The organism is Ligilactobacillus sp. UO.C109, from assembly GCF_026847815.1.
Classification (GTDB): Bacteria; Bacillota; Bacilli; order Lactobacillales; family Lactobacillaceae; genus Ligilactobacillus; species Ligilactobacillus salivarius.
In genome coordinates, this window is record NZ_JAPSFH010000027.1 from 480,507 (window position 1) to 500,272 (window position 19,766).

Annotated in this window: 17 protein-coding genes; all 17 read right to left on the reverse strand. The window is 33.4% G+C overall.

The window, feature by feature from the left end; translation table 11 throughout:
- Positions 1-6: 6 nt before the first annotated feature.
- On the reverse strand, positions 7-594 hold the full coding sequence (purN, locus tag OZJ21_RS06575; protein WP_003709972.1) for a phosphoribosylglycinamide formyltransferase: 588 nt from the start codon (positions 592-594) through the stop codon (positions 7-9).
- 12 nt (positions 595-606) lie between these two features.
- A complete protein-coding gene (gene purM / locus OZJ21_RS06580) occupies positions 607-1,644 on the reverse strand; it encodes a phosphoribosylformylglycinamidine cyclo-ligase (protein WP_003706110.1) in 1,038 nt (345 codons plus the stop codon).
- A complete protein-coding gene (gene purF, locus OZJ21_RS06585) occupies positions 1,645-3,096 on the reverse strand; it encodes an amidophosphoribosyltransferase (protein ID WP_081509189.1) in 1,452 nt (483 codons plus the stop codon).
- Positions 3,072-5,297, reverse strand: coding sequence for a phosphoribosylformylglycinamidine synthase subunit PurL (gene purL, locus OZJ21_RS06590; RefSeq protein ID WP_109241746.1), 2,226 nt, complete (start codon positions 5,295-5,297; stop codon positions 3,072-3,074). The genes purF and purL overlap by 25 nt, the downstream gene beginning before the upstream one ends.
- A gap of 1 nt (position 5,298) precedes the next feature.
- Entirely contained in the window at positions 5,299-5,973 is a 675-nt protein-coding gene (purQ, locus tag OZJ21_RS06595) for a phosphoribosylformylglycinamidine synthase subunit PurQ (protein ID WP_268857590.1), read from the reverse strand.
- Positions 5,973-6,221, reverse strand: coding sequence for a phosphoribosylformylglycinamidine synthase subunit PurS (purS, locus tag OZJ21_RS06600; protein WP_003703354.1), 249 nt, complete (start codon positions 6,219-6,221; stop codon positions 5,973-5,975). The genes purQ and purS overlap by 1 nt, the downstream gene beginning before the upstream one ends.
- An 18-nt stretch (positions 6,222-6,239) precedes the next feature.
- A complete protein-coding gene (gene purC, locus OZJ21_RS06605) occupies positions 6,240-6,953 on the reverse strand; it encodes a phosphoribosylaminoimidazolesuccinocarboxamide synthase (protein ID WP_014568323.1) in 714 nt (237 codons plus the stop codon).
- Between the two features lie 310 nt (positions 6,954-7,263).
- On the reverse strand, positions 7,264-8,298 hold the full coding sequence (locus OZJ21_RS06610; protein WP_003700035.1) for a SepM family pheromone-processing serine protease: 1,035 nt from the start codon (positions 8,296-8,298) through the stop codon (positions 7,264-7,266).
- Positions 8,295-8,777 (reverse strand): pantetheine-phosphate adenylyltransferase, encoded by a 483-nt coding sequence (gene coaD, locus OZJ21_RS06615; RefSeq protein ID WP_011475856.1) that lies wholly within the window; start codon positions 8,775-8,777, stop codon positions 8,295-8,297. Before coaD ends, OZJ21_RS06610 begins: the two co-directional genes overlap by 4 nt.
- A gap of 2 nt (positions 8,778-8,779) precedes the next feature.
- Positions 8,780-9,340, reverse strand: a complete 561-nt coding sequence (rsmD, locus tag OZJ21_RS06620) for a 16S rRNA (guanine(966)-N(2))-methyltransferase RsmD (RefSeq protein WP_003702193.1) — start codon at positions 9,338-9,340, stop codon at positions 8,780-8,782.
- A gap of 10 nt (positions 9,341-9,350) precedes the next feature.
- Complete coding sequence (locus tag OZJ21_RS06625; RefSeq protein WP_003700030.1) at positions 9,351-9,629, reverse strand: YlbG family protein; 279 nt, start codon at positions 9,627-9,629, stop codon at positions 9,351-9,353.
- Positions 9,630-9,789: 160 nt separating this feature from the next.
- A complete protein-coding gene (locus OZJ21_RS06630) occupies positions 9,790-13,215 on the reverse strand; it encodes a pyruvate carboxylase (RefSeq protein WP_201897172.1) in 3,426 nt (1,141 codons plus the stop codon).
- A 30-nt stretch (positions 13,216-13,245) separates the two neighbouring features.
- On the reverse strand, positions 13,246-14,445 hold the full coding sequence (locus tag OZJ21_RS06635; protein WP_113896139.1) for an FtsW/RodA/SpoVE family cell cycle protein: 1,200 nt from the start codon (positions 14,443-14,445) through the stop codon (positions 13,246-13,248).
- A gap of 299 nt (positions 14,446-14,744) precedes the next feature.
- A complete protein-coding gene (locus OZJ21_RS06640; RefSeq protein WP_003700025.1) occupies positions 14,745-15,665 on the reverse strand; it encodes a PTS system mannose/fructose/sorbose family transporter subunit IID in 921 nt (306 codons plus the stop codon).
- A gap of 20 nt (positions 15,666-15,685) precedes the next feature.
- Positions 15,686-16,486 carry a PTS mannose/fructose/sorbose transporter subunit IIC gene (locus tag OZJ21_RS06645; RefSeq protein WP_003706091.1) on the reverse strand — a complete coding sequence of 267 codons (801 nt, stop codon included), beginning with the start codon at positions 16,484-16,486 and terminating at the stop codon, positions 15,686-15,688.
- 20 nt (positions 16,487-16,506) lie between these two features.
- Entirely contained in the window at positions 16,507-17,499 is a 993-nt protein-coding gene (locus tag OZJ21_RS06650) for a mannose/fructose/sorbose PTS transporter subunit IIB (protein ID WP_069469426.1), read from the reverse strand.
- Between the two features lie 404 nt (positions 17,500-17,903).
- Positions 17,904-19,745, reverse strand: a complete 1,842-nt coding sequence (typA, locus tag OZJ21_RS06655; protein ID WP_081534066.1) for a translational GTPase TypA — start codon at positions 19,743-19,745, stop codon at positions 17,904-17,906.
- Between the last annotated feature and the right edge of the window lie 21 nt (positions 19,746-19,766).

Genomic DNA, 19,766 nt, shown 5'->3' on the forward strand with positions numbered 1-19,766 from the left:
TTCTCCTTAATTGTTTGACTTACTTAACAAAACTTCGTTTAAAACTTTAGGATATATACGATGTTCACACTCATGAATTCTTTCTTCTAAAGTTTCACAAGTATCATCTTGATAAATGGGTACATGTTCTTGGTATATAACTGGTCCCGAATCTAAACCAGAATCAATATAGTGCAATGTTACTCCTGTTTGATCCTTATTATGCTCTTTATGATCAGCAAATGCTCTTTCAATCGCATGTAACCCTTGATATTCAGGTAAGTATGCAGGATGAAGATTTATAATGGATCCTTCATACTCATCTAGTATTGGCTTGCCAATAATTCTCATGTATCCTGCTAAAGCGATAAAATCTATTTGATGAGCCTTTAACACTTCAACAATTCGTTTTTCATAATCTAATTTATTGCCACATTCTTTAACTGTAAATGTTTCATAGGGAATGTTAAATTTTTCAGCTCTTTTAATAACTGGTGCATTAGGATGATCACAAAAAAGCAATACTAAATTTCCAGTAATTTCCTTTTTAGCAAATTTATCTGCTAATACCTCAAAATTAGTTCCATTTCCTGAAGCAAAAATTGCTACTCTCATTACCTATGCTCCTTAATGTACAATGATTTTTTCTTCATTATCTTTTCTTTTCCTCAAGTTTCCAATAATATAGAAATCTTCGTTTTTATCACTTAATAATTTCTTTACTGATTCTAACTTATCTTCAGATACTGCTAAAACCATACCAATACCCATGTTGAAAGTTTCATAACAATCATTTTGTGATAAGTTACCTAATTTTTTGAGATATTCAAAAATTGGTAAAACTTTCCAAGAGCTTGCATCAATTTCAGCAGTTAGATCATCAGCAAACATTCTTGGTAAATTTTCAATCAGTCCCCCACCTGTAATATGAGCTATTCCATTTACTAAATTTTCTTTTACAAGTGGTAAAACACTATCTATATAAATTTTTGTTGGTTCTAAAATTACTTCTCCGATTGTTTTTCCACCAAATTCTTCCCTTTTTTCAGATAAATCAATTTTATTATCTTTAAATAGAATTTGACGAACTAAGGAAAAACCATTTGAATGTATTCCACTAGAAGCTAAGCCTATCAAAATATCATTTTCTTGAGGATTAGCATCCGTTAACAGCTTACTTTTTTCTACAACACCAGAGGAAAAGCCTGCTAAATCATATTCATCTTTCGCATACATATCTGGCATTTCAGCAGTTTCTCCTCCAATTAAGGCAGTTCCCGCTTGTCTACAACCTTCAGCAACCCCAGCAACAATCTGCGCAATCTTATCTGGATCATTTTTTCCAGTAGCAATATAGTCTAGAAAATATAGAGGTTCTGCTCCTTGAGCCAAAATATCATTTACACACATAGCAACACAATCAATCCCTATAGTGTCATGCTTGTCCATCTTTTGTGCAATCAATAATTTAGTTCCTACTCCGTCAGTACCAGAAACTAATACAGGTTCTTTAACATTTAGTACACTTAAGTCAAAAGTTCCACCGAAGCTACCAATATTTCCTGTTGTTCCCATTCTTTGAGTAGACTTAACATCTTTTTTTATTTTATTAACTAGTTCATAACCCGCATGAATATCTACTCCAGCCTCTTGATAGCGACTCATTTACTTTTCCTCTCTTTCTTGTTGTGATTTCAAAGAAGTTAAGTAAGCTTCTTCATAATCATATAAAGGAGTTGGATACTTACCATCAAAATAAGCAACCGTTAATCCACCATTAGGATAATCAGCACCGCCTTTAACCGAAATAGCCTTAATTAAAGATGGTATACTCAAAAATCCTAAGCTATCTGCACCTATTAAATCTGACATTTCTTCTACAGTATGATTTGCAGCCATTAACTCTGAACGAGTTGAAATATCAATTCCATAGAAACAAGGGAACTTAAATGGTGGAGATGAAATTCGCATATGAACCTCTTTAGCTCCAGCCTCTCGTAATAATTTTACTAATTGCTTTGAAGTTGTTCCTCTAACAATTGAATCATCTACAACAACAACTCGCTTGCCTTCAACTACCCCTCTAACAGCTGACAACTTCATCTTTACTCCACGTTCACGTAATTCTTGTGTCGGTTGAATAAATGTACGAGCAATATACTGATTCTTTATTAATCCCATTTCATAAGGTAGTCCCAATTCCTCCGCATATCCAGAAGCAGCCGATAATGAGGAGTTAGGAACGCCAATAACCATATCAGCATCTGCTGGTTGCTCTTTGGCCAAAAGTTTTCCCATTCTCTTTCGCGCATTATGCACCGTTACACCATGAATAATTGAATCAGGTCTGGCAAAATATATGTATTCCATTGAACAAATTGATAGTTGTGTTTTATCAGTATATCGATCTATCTTCATACCATCTTTGTTGATTACAATTAATTCACCTGGCTGCACATCTCTAACAAATTTTGCTCCTACTGTATCCAACGCACAAGTTTCGCTTGCTACTACATATGCACCGTTATCTAATTGTCCTATTGATAAAGGACGAAAACCATTCGGATCCAATGCTGCAATTAAGCTATCCTTACGTAATAGTAGAAAAGCAAATCCGCCTTTTACTTCGTTTAAACTTTGCTTAAGTGCTTCAATAAAAGTGCAATTTTGTTTTTGACGAATCAAATGAATTAAAATTTCAGTATCTGAATTTGACTGAAAAACTGCTCCTCTGTCTTCAAGATTTCGCTTTAAAGTTACAGCGTTAGTCAAATTACCATTATGAGCTAAAGCAACATCACCATCATGAAATCTGAATAAAAATGGTTGAATGTTATTGATAGAATTATTACCACTTGTTCCATAACGAACATGGCCAATAGCACTATCTCCAGTTAATCTTAGTAAGTCTTTCTCGTCAGCAAATACTTTTGCTAATAATCCCCTATCGCGATGTTGATGTAGTCTATCGCCATCACTCGAAACAATTCCTGCTCCTTCTTGTCCTCGATGTTGTAAACTATGTAAACCAAAGTAAGTCAATTGACTTGCATTTTCAGCTCCAAAAACTCCAAAGACTCCACACTCTTCGTTTAATCCTTTGATTTCATAAGACATGGGATTGCCTCCTCCCATAGTTTTTCTAATTCTGATACCTCTGCAACAAAGTTGTCATCTGTTAAAGTTATATCTAATTGATGATCAGCTTGAACTTCACCAATTTCCGTAATATCTTCACCCATAATTTCTTCAAAAGCTGCTACATTATCTTTTGAAACACTAACAACTAATCGTCCAGGAGTTTCACTGAATAATAGTTCTTTTTTCATATCTAAACTAACTTTGATCCCCTTATCAGTTCCAAAAACCATTTCAGCTAAGCTAACACCCAAGCCACCTTCACTCAAGTCATGAGAAGATGAAACCAAACCTTGTTCCATAGTTGCTAAAAGATTCTTCAAATATGAGTTAACTTTTTCTAAATCAAAATCATTTAGATCTCCAGAGATCTTATTATTTAATAATTTTTGCAATTCAGAACCGTTAAAGTCATTACCTGTTTTACCTACTAAATAAAGTTTGTCACCTGCATTTTGAACAAAAGATGGTACTGTACGATAAACATCTTTAATTAATCCAACCATACCAATCATAGCAGTAGGATAAATAGCTTCTCCGTTATTTTCATTATACAAAGAAACATTACCGGAAATAACTGGTGTATCCAAAGTTCTGCAAGCTTCAGCCATCCCATTAATAGACTGATGTAGTTCCCAATATATTTCAGGATCATTAGGATCACCATAATTCAAACAATCAGTTATGGCCAATGGCAAAGCACCACTTGAAATGATATTTGTTGCAGCTTCTAAAACAGCCATTTTCCCACCAACTTCTGGATTTAAATAAATAAAGCGACCATTTCCATCAGTTGTCATTGCTAAAGCTTTTTTAGTTCCACGAATACGAATTACACCAGCATCGCTTCCTGGTCCTACAACTGTACTTGTTCGTACTTGTGAATCATAAGTTTCTGTAAACATCTTCTTTGAAGCAATTGTTGGTTGTTGCAATAAAGCTTCTAGTGTTTCTTTTGCATTAGATAATTGTGGTACCCAAGCATCTTTATTTTTATTATCTAAAATACGTTGTGGAACTCTTTCTTCACTAGGTTCTTCTAAAACGTCATCCGTTAGAGTAGATACTGGTATATTTGTAACTACTTCACCTTTATGATGTAGTATGTAATCATGTCCTTCTGTTACTCTACCTATAACTACAGCTTCTAAATTGTAGTCTTCAAATAACTTTTTAACATCATTTTCATGACCTTTTTTGACACATAATAACATTCTTTCCTGGGACTCACTCAACATGATTTCATAAGCAGACATTCCTTCTTCACGTTGTGGAACCATATCTAAATTCAATTCCATACCACTGTTAGCTTTTGAAGCCATTTCACAACTAGATGAAACAATACCTGCAGCTCCCATATCTTGAATACCAACTAACCAGTCTTGGTGATTATTTGTTAATTCAATACATGCTTCCATAAGTAGTTTTTCCATAAATGGATCACCTACTTGAACAGCTGAACGTTGAGTTTCTTTATCATCAGCAAAATCTGCAGAAGCAAATGTTGCACCATGAATACCATCACGACCTGTTTTAGCCCCCACATACATAACTGCATTACCAATACCTTTAGCTTGTCCTTTTTGAATATGACTTTGATCTAAAATACCAACACTCATTGCATTTACTAAAGGATTTCCAGCATAGCAATCATCAAAAGTTATTTCTCCAGCAACAGTTGGAATACCCATACAGTTACCATAACCACCGATTCCAGCTACAACTTCATTGATAAGATACTTAGTTCTAGCATTATCAATTTCGCCAAAGTGCAATGAATCTAAGGATGCTATTGGTCTAGCTCCCATACTGAAAATATCACGTAAAATCCCCCCAACACCTGTTGCTGCACCTTCATAAGGTTCTACAGCTGAGGGATGATTATGACTTTCAGCCTTGAAAACTACTGCTTGATTATCACCAATATCTACGATACCAGCACCTTCACCAGGGCCTTGCAAAACACGTTCATTTTTATTTGGAAATAGTTTAAGCACTGGTTTAGATTTCTTGTATGAGCAATGTTCTGACCACATTACAGAGAAAAGACCAGTTTCTGTATAATTAGGTAAGCGACCTAATAATTTATCACAAATATATTCGTATTCTTTTTGTGTTAAGCCCCATTCTAGATAAACTTTTTGTTCTTTTATTTGTTCAGGTGTTAATTCCTTATTCATATTAGCCTTTTACCTTTCCTTCTTCTAGTAATGATTTGAATACTCTTAATCCATCTTCATTGCCTAATAACATTTCAACAGCTCTTTCAGGATGCGGCATCATTCCTAAAACATTTCCTTGCTTATTTGTAATTCCAGCAATATCATTCAAACTGCCATTGGGATTTTCTTTTGAATATCTAAAAACAACTTGTCCATTTTCTTCAAGCTCTGCTAATAATTCTTCATCTGTATAATAACTTCCATCAGCATGAGCAATAGGTAAGTTTATTTTTTCGCCTTTTTTATACAAAGAAGTAAATGGTGTATTAGTATTTTCAACAGTTAATTCGACTGTTTTACATACAAACTTCAAACTATTATTTCTCTTCAAAGCTCCTGGTAATAGACCAACCTCTGTTAAAATTTGGAATCCATTGCAAGTACCAAAAACTGGCTTACCATTTTTTGCAAATTCTATTACTGCTGGCATAATAGGTGAGAACCGTGCTATTGCACCACAACGAAGATAATCACCATAAGAGAATCCCCCTGGTAACATTACAGCATCAAAACCATCTAAGTTATCTTGCTTATATGAAACATATTCAACATCTGCATCACATACAGTGTGTAATGCTTCGTATAAGTCTATATCACAATTTGAGCCAGGAAAAACAATAACTGCTATTTTCATTAATCTTCCTCCATAATTTCATAACGATATGTTTCAAGATTAAAGTTCACCAATAATTGTTCTGAAATTTCTTTTACAGATTCTTCAACTTCTTTTTCTCTACTATCAATAGTTACATCGAAAAATTTTCCCACTTTAATTTCTTTTACTTCATTATGTCCTAAAGAATGAACAGCTTCAGTAATTGTTTCTCCTTGTGGATCAAAAACAGATTGCTTATATGTTACGAAAATACGTACCTTTGTCATGGTGTTGTGTTCCTCCTATTATTTGTTTAACACTTTCTTCAAACGATTTAATACTTCTTCATATACAGGTGTTAAATCACCAATATCTCTACGGTAGACATCTTTATCTAAATGACGATTATCCTCTAAATCCCATAAACGACAATTATCTGGGGAAAATTCATCAGCTAAAACTAATGTACCATCTGCTAAAGTTCCAAATTCAAGCTTAAAATCAACTAATTTCATTCCTGCTTGTTTAAATAAATCTGTCAATAATGTATTTACTTTTCTAGATAAATCCCAGATTCTATTTAAATCTTCCTTAGTAGCAATTTCTAATGCTAATGCCTGTGACTCGTTAATGAATGGATCATCTAATTCATCACTCTTGAAGTACATTTCTTCTACAGGTTTATTGAATTTCTTTCCTTCTTCTACTCCATATCTAGTTGAAAAATGTCCTGCCGCAACATTTCGTGTAACTATCTCAAGTGGGAAAATTTTAACTTTTTTTACTAATTCTTCATTCTCAGAAATCTTCTTTATAAAGTGTGTAGGAATGTCATTCTTTATCAAATATTCAAAGATTAAACTTGAAATTTGATTGTTAACATGACCCTTACCCTTAATGACATCCTTTTTCTTACCATTGAGTGCAGTAGCCTGGTCCATATATACTACTCTTAATACATTTTCATCTTCTGTGCTCCACATTTGCTTAGCTTTACCTTCATATAACAGTTCAGACATTATTCTATCTCCTTATTGTTCGTCTTTTAAATAAAAAATATATTTTATAAACCTTACAAACCATATATTATCAATTAAACACGAATAATGCAACAAATAAAATACACTTTATTTTTAAAAAACGATTTCATTTTTAACAAAAAAGGTAATGATTAAGTCTATTACATAAACTCTATCTTTTATATATTACGTATAATTAAGTTTATATAAAGACTTATAATACGTTTTTAATTAACAAACATATATAATATGATAGTTCGCAAAAAATGGCGTTATAAAGATTGAAGAAATCTTTATAACGCCATTTATACTAATTATTTTCCAAATAATTAACTGCATCATTAAATGATCTTACTGGAACAATTTTCATTTTTGTATGAATTTCTTTTGCAGTCTCAACTGCTTCTTCATAATTTGATTTAGCATTCGGGTCATACTTCTTAACCACTTTACTTACAGGATTATCAGGAGCAAAGAATATTTTAGCATGTGCTTTAGAAGCGGAGATAACCTTCTTGTCAATTCCACCAATATCTCCAACTTTTCCATCTGCATCAATAGTACCTGTACCTGCAACATCTCTACCTTTTAATAAGTCTTTTTTCGACAATTGCGAATACATTTGTAAAGACAACATTAAACCAGCAGAGGGTCCTCCTATTCCTTCCATATTAGCGGATATCTTTTCATTAGTCTTTACTTTCGAACGGTTAGCCAGTGTTATCCCTATACCAGTTCTCTTAGTTTGTGGTAACTTCATTGTCTTACCAATAGCTTTATGATTCTTTCCATCACGTTGATAAGTAATAGTTACTTTTTCTCCGGCTTTAATTTTTGCTAAAGCATTTTGATATCCTGTAGCATTACTATAATGTTTTCCATTAACGTTTGTTATTGTATCGCCAACTTGAATTTTATTCTTAAAATCAGATTTATCTAAGACAGACATAACATATATTCCAATATATTTTTGGCTAACTTCTTTCCCTGCATGTTTCAAAGCCACATATTTGGCAGAGTTCACTGCATCTTGCATATAATATTCTTGAATTCTATCAAATTCTGCATCTGAACTGCCACCTGTCATTTCTTCAGCTGATACTCTATCAATATGTTTTTGCGAAAAACTCCATAAGTATGTTAGTGGTGTTGCTTTTTGAACAGCAACATAAACTAGCATGAAATCACCTTTTTGTTTATTAGTCTTTCCATTAACCGTTACATATTGATTAATACTTTCAGCTGCACCTGGCTGCTCTAAGTAAACGGGAATTGGTAAAAACATTAAAATAGCTACTATTACCAATATAGTTAAAGTAACAATGTATTTATTTACTTTTTTCAATTCTTAACCTTCTTTCTTAATGCCTCAATAACATTATCTGGCACCGTTCCAACCAATTTGTCTAAATTAAACTGTGAAATTTCTCTAACTAAGGTTGAAGAAATAAAACTTACTTCCGGATTTGAAAATAAAGTAATTGTTTCAATATCACTATCTAACTTTTTATTCATTAAAGCTATTTCTTGTTCATATGTGAAATCTCTTGTATTTCTAATTCCACGAATAATCGCATCCGCATTAAATTTTTTTACTACATTGATAGTTAAATCAGTTTGAATAAGCTCAACTGATACATTACTAAATTTTGATAATGCTTCAGTGACAAGATGATATTTTTCTTCAGGAGTAAATAATGAATGTTTACTAGTATTATTGGAAATAACTACTACAACTTGATCAAATAACTTACTTGCACGACTAATTAAATCCATATGACCATTTGTAATAGGATCAAAACTTCCTGGAAAAATAACTTTCATTATTATTCACCACCTTCAAACTCATAGATGTTTAATTGTGTAATTCCATAATCAGCTTTTTTTATCCACCTAAATCCCGATATTTCATCTGGCAAATTAGCTTCCTGATCTGTCTCACACACAATAATCGCATTTTTATTAAGTAAAGATAATTCTGCTAATTTTAACATCATTTCTACTATTTTTTGTTCCTTATAAGGTGGATCAAAATAAACTAGATCATAACTCAATTGCTTTTTAGCTAGCACATGAATTATTTTATTAGCATCCCCCTTTATAATTTTAAATTTTTCTGGATGCTTTGTTACTGCTATATTTTCTTTAATAGTTTTTATTGCTTGATATTGTCTATCTATAAGGGTTGCTTCTTCAATACCACGAGAAACCCCCTCAATACTTAATCCGCCACTTCCAGAAAATAGATCTAACGACTTTCCACCTTCAAAATATGGACCAATAATATTAAACATTGCTTCTTTAACTTTATCTGTAGTTGGACGAGTTTTCATTCCTGGAACTGCCTTTAGACGTCGTCCACCATATTCACCTGCTACAATTCTCATTCTAATTACCTCAATCAAAATCTTCTAAATTTTCTCTTGCTGTACCTCTAACTTGTTCTAAATCCTTATCAATTTCTTTACGAGGTGAAATTTCAACCTTCGATACAAATTTCATGCTTTTTAGTTTATGCAAAGCTTCATTAACATCCTCAGCGTTCATATAAATTAAAACATATTTCATCTTTCGAGATACATAGTGAATAGTTCCAAATTTCCGTAATTGTTTACTTTGTTTTAAATGTTTCAAATAAACAATTACTCCCTGGCGTTCTACTCTTTTAAATTCCATTATTTTACACACCTCACTTTAAAATAAAAGTTTTCAGGTTATTAATACAATCATATCAAATTATACTTGATATATGCTAAAAATTCAGTGAAAAAATCTTTTAATTCCATGTGAAATAAAAAAAGTGAGAAGAAACTTCTTCCCACTCCTAAAATGATTATTAGTTTTTGTCCAATTCCAATAATAAATCTTGACTTTCAAGAACATCGCCATTTTTAACATATACATGACTAACTTTTCCATCAAATGGAGCCTTAATTGTTGTTTCCATCTTCATAGCCTCAGTAACAATTAATGCTTCACCCTTCTTAACTTCTTGACCCTTTTGTACTAATACTTCTAGTACTGATCCACTTAAAGTTGCACCTATATGACTTTCATTAGTTGGCTCTGCTTTAGGAATCTTCTTAATCTTAGCTTCCTTACTCTTATCATGAACAATAATTTGAATATTTTGACCATTTAATGAGAAGAATAAGCTACGATTTCCTTCCTCATCAGCTTCTGAAACAGAATCTAGACGAATTATAATACTACGTCCTGGTTTAAAGTCAACATGAATTGTTTCTCCTTCACGCATTCCTTGATAGAAAGTAATTGTATCTAAATCATGCATAGAACCAAAACGTTTTACGTTGTTAATATAATCTATGAAGACTTCTGGATATAGGATATAACTTAGAACTTCTTCCTTTGTAGGGTTACGTTTAATCTTATCTTTTAATTCATCAGCTACTTCATCAAAGTCAACTGGCTTAGCTAAACTACCTGGTCGCACTGTGATTGGCTTCTTACCTTTAAGTACAAGTTCTTGTAGTTTCTTAGGAAATCCACCAACTGGTTGACCCAAATCGCCTGCAAAGAAATCTACAACTGATTTAGGGAAATCTAAAGTTTTACCTCTTTCAAAGATTGACTTTTCATCTAAATTATTTTGAATCATAAAGATCGCAAAATCACCCACAACTTTTGAACTTGGAGTAACTTTAATAATATCACCTAATAACTTATTAACAGTTCTGTACATTGACTTAACTTGTTCAAAATCATCAATACCTACTGCCTTTGCTTGTTGTTGTAAATTAGAATATTGTCCACCCGGCATTTCTGTTTGATAGATATCCGTTTGTGGAGATGTAGTTCCATTCATAAAATCTTGATAGAATGGCTTAATTCCACTCCAATAACGATTCAATGTTTCAACATTATCAATATTTAGTTCTGGCTGACGAGCATTCCCTTCTAATGCGTAATACAAACTACTCATACTTGGTTGACTTGTTGTACCAGAAAGTGAACTAGTTGCAACATCAATAATATCAACTCCACCGCGAACTGCTTGTACATATGTTGCCACACCATTACCTGTTGTATCGTGTGTATGTAAATGTATTGGCACATTAACTTGTTCTTTCAATGTACTAATTAATTCATAAGCAGCATTGGGTTTTAGAAGTCCTGCCATATCTTTAATACCAATAATATGCGAACCCATTGTTTCTAATTCCTTAGCTAAGTTGACATAGTAGTCTAAACTATACTTATTATTCTCAGGAGTTAAAATATCTCCAGTATAACACATTGTCCCCTCTGCTATCTTTCCAGCATCACGAACAAACTCTATACTCTTTTCCATTTGATCTGTCCAGTTAAGACTATCGAAAATTCTAAATACATCAACTCCATGTTTTGCACTTTCATTGACAAATTCTCTCAATACATTGTCAGGATAATTCTTATATCCTACAGCATTAGAACCTCTCAATAGCATTTGTAGCAAAGTATTAGGCATTTTCTCACGAATAATATCTAATCTATCCCATGGACTTTCATTTAAGAAACGATACGCTACGTCAAAAGTAGCTCCACCCCAAACCTCAGCAGAAAATACATGAGGTAAAGCTGTATCATATTTTTCAATTACTGGAAGCATATCTTTAGTACGCATTCTAGTTGCAAATAAACTTTGGTGGGCATCTCTCATTGTTGTATCTGTTATTAATACCCTTTCTTGTTTATTTACCCAATTTGCTAAAGCGTCAACTCCACCATTATCAAATACTGATTTTGCATTTTCTACTTTACTTTCAGATACAAAATCCTTATCCAATTTAATATCAGGGACAAATACTTTACGATGATGCTTTGTGCCTGGGAATCCGTTAACAGTAACATCACCAATATACTTCAATAATTGGTTATTATTGTTACTGCTACGATTAAATTCGAATAACTCTGGTGTGTTATCAATAAATGTAGTGCGTGCATCGCCTGCAACGAAAACAGGATGGTTCAACACGTTACGCATGAATTTAATATTTGTTTTAACACCTCTAATTCTAAATTCATTAAGCACTCTGTTCATACGCTTAATAGCTTCTTTAAAGTTTCGTGCTTGAACACAAGCCTTAACTAATAAAGAATCATAAAAAGGTGTTATTACTGCTCCAGCATATACATTACCACCATCTAGGCGAACACCAAAACCACCTGGTGAACGATATGTTTCCAATTTACCTGTATCTGGCATAAAGTTATTTTCTGGATCTTCAGTTGTAATACGACATTGGATTGCTATACCTTGGCTTGTTAACTCCTCTTGCTTTGGTAATTCTAAATCATTATACAAATCTTTACCTTCAGCAATTTGAATTTGTGATTGTACAATATCAACACCTGTGATCATTTCTGTAACAGTATGCTCTACTTGAACACGTGGATTTACTTCAACAAAGTAAAAATCATCTTCAGTTACTAAAAATTCTACTGTTCCAGCATTATAGTAGTTTACAGATTTCGCCAAATTAACTGCAGCTTCACAAATTTCTTTGCGACGTTCTTGTGATAAAGTTATGCTTGGGGCAAATTCTATAACCTTTTGATTACGACGTTGTACAGAACAGTCTCTTTCAAAAAGATGCATTACATTTCCATGTTTATCTGCTAAAACTTGAACTTCTATATGTTTAGGGTTAACAATCATTTTTTCAACATAAAGTTCATCATCACCAAATGATTGGTTAGCTTCACTTCTAGCACGTTCATATGCCTCGCGTAATTCTTCTTTACGTTTAACAATTCTCATACCACGGCCACCGCCACCCATTGCTGCTTTAATCATAATAGGATAACCGTGTTTATCTGCAAACTTTTCAACATCTTTAAGTGATTTTACTGGATCATTCGTTCCCGGAATAGTATGTAAACCAGCAGAATTAGCAACATTACGAGCTTCTACTTTATCACCAAAAATACGTAGATGTTCCACTGATGGTCCAATAAATGTAATTCCATTTTCTTCACATTTTTGAGCAAATTCTTCATTTTCAGCTAAAAATCCATAACCTGGATGAATTGCATCAGCATTTGTCATCTTAGCTATTCGAATTATGTCATTGATATCTAGATAAGCTTCAATAGGCTTTTTACCACTACCTACTAAGTAAGCTTCATCAGCTTTAAAACGATGAACACCATATTCATCTTCTTTGGCATAAATAGCTACTGTTTTTAATCCTAGTTCATGACATGCTCTAATAATACGAATCGCAATTTCGCCACGATTAGCAATTAATACTTTTTCCACTCGTCTTCACTCCTATTCCGAAAACTTAAACTATTTCTTCAACTCCATATTTAAAAACATATTTCTTGCTGTATGTCTCTTCTCATTTGCTGAAATGTTCATTACCATTCCTAAAGCCATAGACAATACCACCATACTTGAACCACCATAAGAAATAAAAGGCAATGTAACACCTGTAATAGGTAGTAGTCCATTAACAGCGCCAATATTAAATATTGATTCTACTGTAAAAAATGTTGCTACTCCGTAACAAACTAAGGTATTGAAAGTATTATTGGATCTTATACCAATCAAAATTATTCTTAAAATTATAAAAAATAGTAACCCTAAGACCACTAAAACTCCTATAAATCCTAGTTCTTCTGCAATGATTGCCAATATAAAATCTGTATAGGGTTCTGGTAAATATCCTCTTTTTTGAATACTATTTCCCAGTCCTACTCCAAACAATCCTCCGTTACTGATAGCGTAAAAAGAATTAACTAACTGTTTACCACTTGTAGTTGCATATGTAAATGGATCAAAATAACCCTCAAAACGCTTATACATATACTCAACTTTACTTCCCTTAAATGGGTTAATTGCATGGATAACCATAACTGTAAATGCTATTATTGAAATTGCTACTCCCAAAATTCCTATGCTTGCTCTCCAATTTTTAGAATTGGCCAAAATAAGAACTAAACAAATTGCAGCACAAATTGTAGCGCCACCAGTATCAGGTTCAATTGCGATCAAGGCCAAAATTGGTAAGATATTTACTGCCAAATTTTTTCGCGTAGTCGTACGTTTATGTTTTCCTAAATAAATATCAGCTTCTCTTTTTGAAAAAGCTTTAGAAATCGCAACTACCAAGTAAAGCTTAGCTATCTCTGCTGGCTGAATACTAAATGAACCTAATGTAATCCAACCGTTAGCACCATTAATAGCACCAAATAAAAATTTAGCCATCATCAGGAGAATTATTACAGTCCAATATCCAAATCTTAGAACATTTTTACTAACCCAAAATTTTGGATTCATATGACTAAAAATTAAAGTTAATGTAATCCCTATTCCAACAAAAATTATTTGCTTAAAGAGATAAGAAGTTGCTTTGACTCCGACATAAGTAAGGTTAATCGCACTAGCAGAGTAAACCATTACAATGCCAATAAGACATAAAATTAAATACGGTATAAATAATCCATAGTCGAAATATTTTAACTTTTCTTTTAACTTATTCTTCATTATCAATTCTTCAAATCCTTAACGATTTAAATTCCTCCTTTACCCTTAAATTTATTATAACATAACGTAATACTATGCAATAAAATGATTTCTATAAGAAAAGTATAAAGAATTAGATAATTCGCAAGTTAACGATATTTTTATCATATAAGTCTTTATTTTTTCGTATTTAAATGACTTAACACTATTATGTTAGCATATATTTTCGCTTTTATCAGCATTAATATAAAGATAATCAAAAAATAAACTACAAAAAAAGATAGGCTATAAAACCTATCTTCCTTAAATTAATTATGAAATTACATTAAACCAATAACGTGTGCAATAATACCTACAATGAAAATCCCCAAGATGATAACAATTGGAGAAACTTTCTTCTTCAATAACCACATACATAAGAATGTTAGAAGTAAAGCTGCTAAACCAGGAATTAATTGATCCAAGTTATCTTGCAATGTTGTAACTTTAATCTTATCTAAGGACATGCCCTTACCCATATTCCATTGAGTTAGAACTTCCTTGATTCCTTTAGCACCACTAGGAATGTGATCCCAGTCAATGTAACCACCTTTTTGCACAGGAGTCTTTGAAACAACTGGTGTAAATTTAATACTTACCCAACGTTCAATTAAAGCACCTAGAACAAACATACCCATCATGGCAGCACCACGAGTAACTTTTTGCAATAATCCACCAGAAAGATCGTCTGTGATCTTAGAACCTGCACGGTAACCAAATTCTTGTGTATACCATAAGAATGCAATACGTAGAACATTCCAAAGTACGAAGAATAAGATAGGTCCAACAATGTTTCCTGAAATAGCTAAGGAAGCACCTAATGCACCAATAATAGGACGAGCTGTAAACCAGAATACTGGATCACCAACACCAGCCAACGGTCCCATCATACCAACTTTAACACCGTTAATAGCAACATCATCAACTGGAGCACCATTAGCACGATCTTCTTCAAGAGCTAATGTAACACCTAAAATAGGAGCTGCTAAATATGGATGAGTATTAAAGAATTCCAAGTGACGCTTTAAAGCTGCAGCACGATCTTCTTTAGTAGTGTATAATTTCTTTAAAGCTGGAATCATAGAGTAAGCCCAGCCACCATTTTGCATACGTTCGTAGTTCCATGATCCTTGAAGGAATGTTGAACGCCAACAAACAGCCATACGATCTTTTTTACTTAATGTAACTTTCTTTTCAGCCATTATACTCTTCCTCCTTCATCTTAGTAGTCATCTAAAATATCGCCAAGTGGATCTCCAGTATTGCTTGAACCACCATTACCTGAACCGCCCTTAGATTCTAATTCTAAATAGATTAAAGCAAAAGCAATACCTAAAGCACCAATAGCAATTAATGTTAATTGAGAAATTGCAGCAATAACAAAACCAATGATGAAGAATGGCCATACTTCACGAGAAGCCATCATATTGATAACCATAGCATAACCTACGGCAACAACCATACCACCACCGATTGCCATACCATCTGTTAACCAAGCTGGCATTGATTCTAGGAATGAACGTACAACGCTTGTTGGAATAACTAATAAGAATGCAGCTGGTAATGCAATACGTAAACCTTGTAATAGTAAGGCGATAAATTGCCAAACTTCAATACCGCGGAAGCTACCTTTTTCAGCTTCTTTATCCATAATGTGAATAATAGCAACAGAAATTGTACGAACAATCATTGTTAAGAATAGACCAGCAACAGCTAAAGGAATAGCAACAGCAATAGCTGTACTGATTCCTGCTGTACCTTGACCACCTTTAACCAAAATAATAGCAGATGCAACAGCAGCCAAAGCAGCATCAGGAGCAACAGCAGCCCCAATGTTAGCCCAACCTAAAGCGATCATTTGCAAAGATCCGCCTAACATAATTCCGGCAGTTAAATTACCTGTAACTAAACCAATTAATGTACATGCAATTAATGGTTGATGGAATTGGAATTGATCCAAAATACCTTCCAAACCTGCAAAGAACGCTACAATAACAACTAAAATCATTGAAATAGCAGACATGAGATATTTCCTCCTTAATTTTAATTACCTTGATTTACAAGGTCTTGTGCCTTCTTTAATAAGTTATCCATATTTTCTGGAGAACTAGAAGGAACTTTGCGGACATCAAATTTTACACCCAATTTTTTGAGTTCATTAAATGTATCAATATCCTTTTGATCCATAGCAAGAACTTGGTTAACGTTAACTTTACCATCGCTATAAGCCATTGAACCAACGTTGATTTCTTTGATATCAACGCCACCCTTAATTGCTTCAAGAGCATCTTGAGGTGTTTCAAATAAAAGCATTGCCTTTGTGTTACCAAAACGAGGATCTTTAGCTACTTCAATCATCTTCTTGATTGGAACGGTATTAGCATGTACACCACTTGGAGCAGCTTGAGCAATCATGTTCTTACGTAACTTATCTTTAGCAACACTATCAGATACAACAATGATACGATTTGGATTCATTGCTTTAGTCCATCCTGTAGCAACTTGTCCATGAAGCAAACGTGTATCAATACGTGCTAAAACATATTTGATTTTACCATCACCGATAACAGTACCTTTAGGAATAGCTCCAGTTGGTTGACCAGAATCTGCTGCTTGTTTAGGTGCTTCCTTAGGTTGTAATGATTCTGGCATTACTTTGACACCATCTTTTGCTGTTTCAATAATATGAGCAGCAATTTCATGTGCAGATTCCATAGAGAAACGTGATGCATAAGCTTCAATAACCATCGGCAAGTTCATACCTGCAACGATTGCCCATTTATCTTTGTGTTGCTCAACCAAGTTATTTGCTTGATTGAAAGGAGTTCCTCCCCAAAGATCCACTAAGAAAAGGACTTCATCTTGACTATCAAAAGATTCAATAGCCTTTTCCATCTTAGCACGTACATCATCTGGACCTTCATCAGGTTTTAAAATAACATGTGCTACGTTTTCTTGCTTGCCAAAAATCATTTCACCAGATTGATAAATACCATCGGCAAAGCCACCATGACTAGCTAGGATAATCCCTACCATTTGTCTTACCTCCTATAAAATAAATTGAAACTACATTTTCAAATTTATAAAGCCTTTTCATTCAATAACAAAAAAATAAAAACATTATAAGTGCTCATGTTGAAAATGTTGTTCCCTTGAAAACACTTACTATAATATCATGAAATGTGATTATTGTCATCAATTTCTTTAAAAATAATTAAAAATAATCAAAAAAACTTAGTTTCTAATTGTTTCTTAACTTAAATATATGATTGGTACGCCCCAATCGAGAAAACGTTTTATGTTGCATAGATACATTGTATATCAAATATTTCACCGATCTAATACTTTACTTCTATACATTATAGTTACTTATATTATTATAATTTTATATCCGTATAAATAAGAAAAAGCCCGTAAATACTTACGAGCTTTTTTCCGTATTATTCAGTTACTTTCTTAGCTTTTTTAGCAGCCTTTTCACGCGCATTTGTTTCCAAAATACGTTTACGTAAACGTATGGATTCTGGTGTAATTTCTAGAAGTTCATCCTCATTCAAGAATTCTAGAGATTCTTCCAATGTCAAATGTGTTGGTTTCTTAATTGTTGCTGTTTGGTCTTTTGTAGCAGAACGAACGTTAGTCATGTTCTTACCCTTTGTAACGTTAACAGAAATATCACGTTCACGTGAAGATTGACCTATAATCATACCTTCATAAACTTCTGTACCTGGATCTACAAAAATAGTTCCACGACCTTCAACACCCATAATTGCATATGTTGTAGTTTTTCCTTGATTAATTGATACTAATGCTCCGTTACGACGACCTGGTTCCCATCCTCTAATAACTGGTTTATATTCAGAGAATGTATGGTTTAAGATACCGTATCCACGAGTCATTGATAGGAATTGTGAATCGTATCCAATCAAACCACGTGTTGGTGTAGAGAATTCTAAACGTGTTTGACCATTATTACCAGTTTCCATGTTCAACATTTCACCTTTACGTTGAGCCATAGAATCAATAACCGCACCAGAATATTCATCAGGTGTATCGATAACAACACTTTCAAATGGTTCAGAAAGCTTACCATCAATTTCTCGATAGATTACTTTAGGACGAGATACAGCTAATTCGAATCCTTCACGACGCAATGTTTCAATTAAGATAGATAAATGTAATTCCCCACGACCTGATACAGTCCAAGCATCTGGAGATTCTGTATCTTCAACTTTTAATGAAACATCAGTATGAAGTTGAACTTTCAATCTATCTTCTAGCTTACGTGCAGTAACATTATCACCTTCACGTCCAACAAATGGAGAGGTGTTAGTCATAAATGTCATTTGTAATGTAGGAGGATCTATACGAAGCAATGGTAGTGCTTCTGGATGATCAACAGGACATACAGTTTCACCAACGAAAATATCTTCCATACCAGAAACTGCAATTAAATCGCCGGCTTTAGCTTCTTGAATTTCCAAACGTTTCAAACCAAAGAAACCAAATAACTTGGTTACACGGAAGTTCTTTTGAGAACCATCAAGTTTCATAACTGTTACTTGATCACCAACTTTGATCTTTCCACGGAATACACGACCAATACCTACACGACCAACAAATTCGTTATAATCAAGCATTGCCACTTGGAATTGAAGTGGTTCATCTGAGTTATCAACAGGAGCAGGAATTGTATTGATAATTGTATCAAAAATTGGATTCATTGTATGTTCTTGTGTCTCAGGATCAGAATCAAGAGAAGTTGTACCATTCATTGCAGAAGCGTAGATAACTGGGAAATCTAATTGATCTTCATCTGCTCCTAATTCAATGAATAAATCCAATACTTCGTCTACTACTTCTTCTGGACGAGCACCTGGACGGTCAATTTTATTAATAATAACAATTGGTGTTAAATGTTGTTCAAGAGCTTTCTTCAATACAAAACGAGTTTGTGGCATAGTACCTTCAAATGCATCGACAATTAAAAGTACACCATCAACCATTTTCATGATACGTTCAACTTCTCCACCGAAGTCAGCGTGTCCAGGTGTATCTAAAATATTAATTTGTTTATCCCCATACTTAACAGCTGTATTCTTGGAAAGAATTGTAATACCACGTTCCTTTTCAAGATCATTGGAATCCAAAGCACGATCACCAATGTCAGTATGTTCATCTAATGTATCTGATTGCTTAAGTAATTCGTTAACTAAGGTTGTTTTACCGTGGTCAACGTGGGCAATAATTGCAACGTTACGAATATCTTCACGTCTTTTCAAAGCTATTTCTTCCCTTCAAAA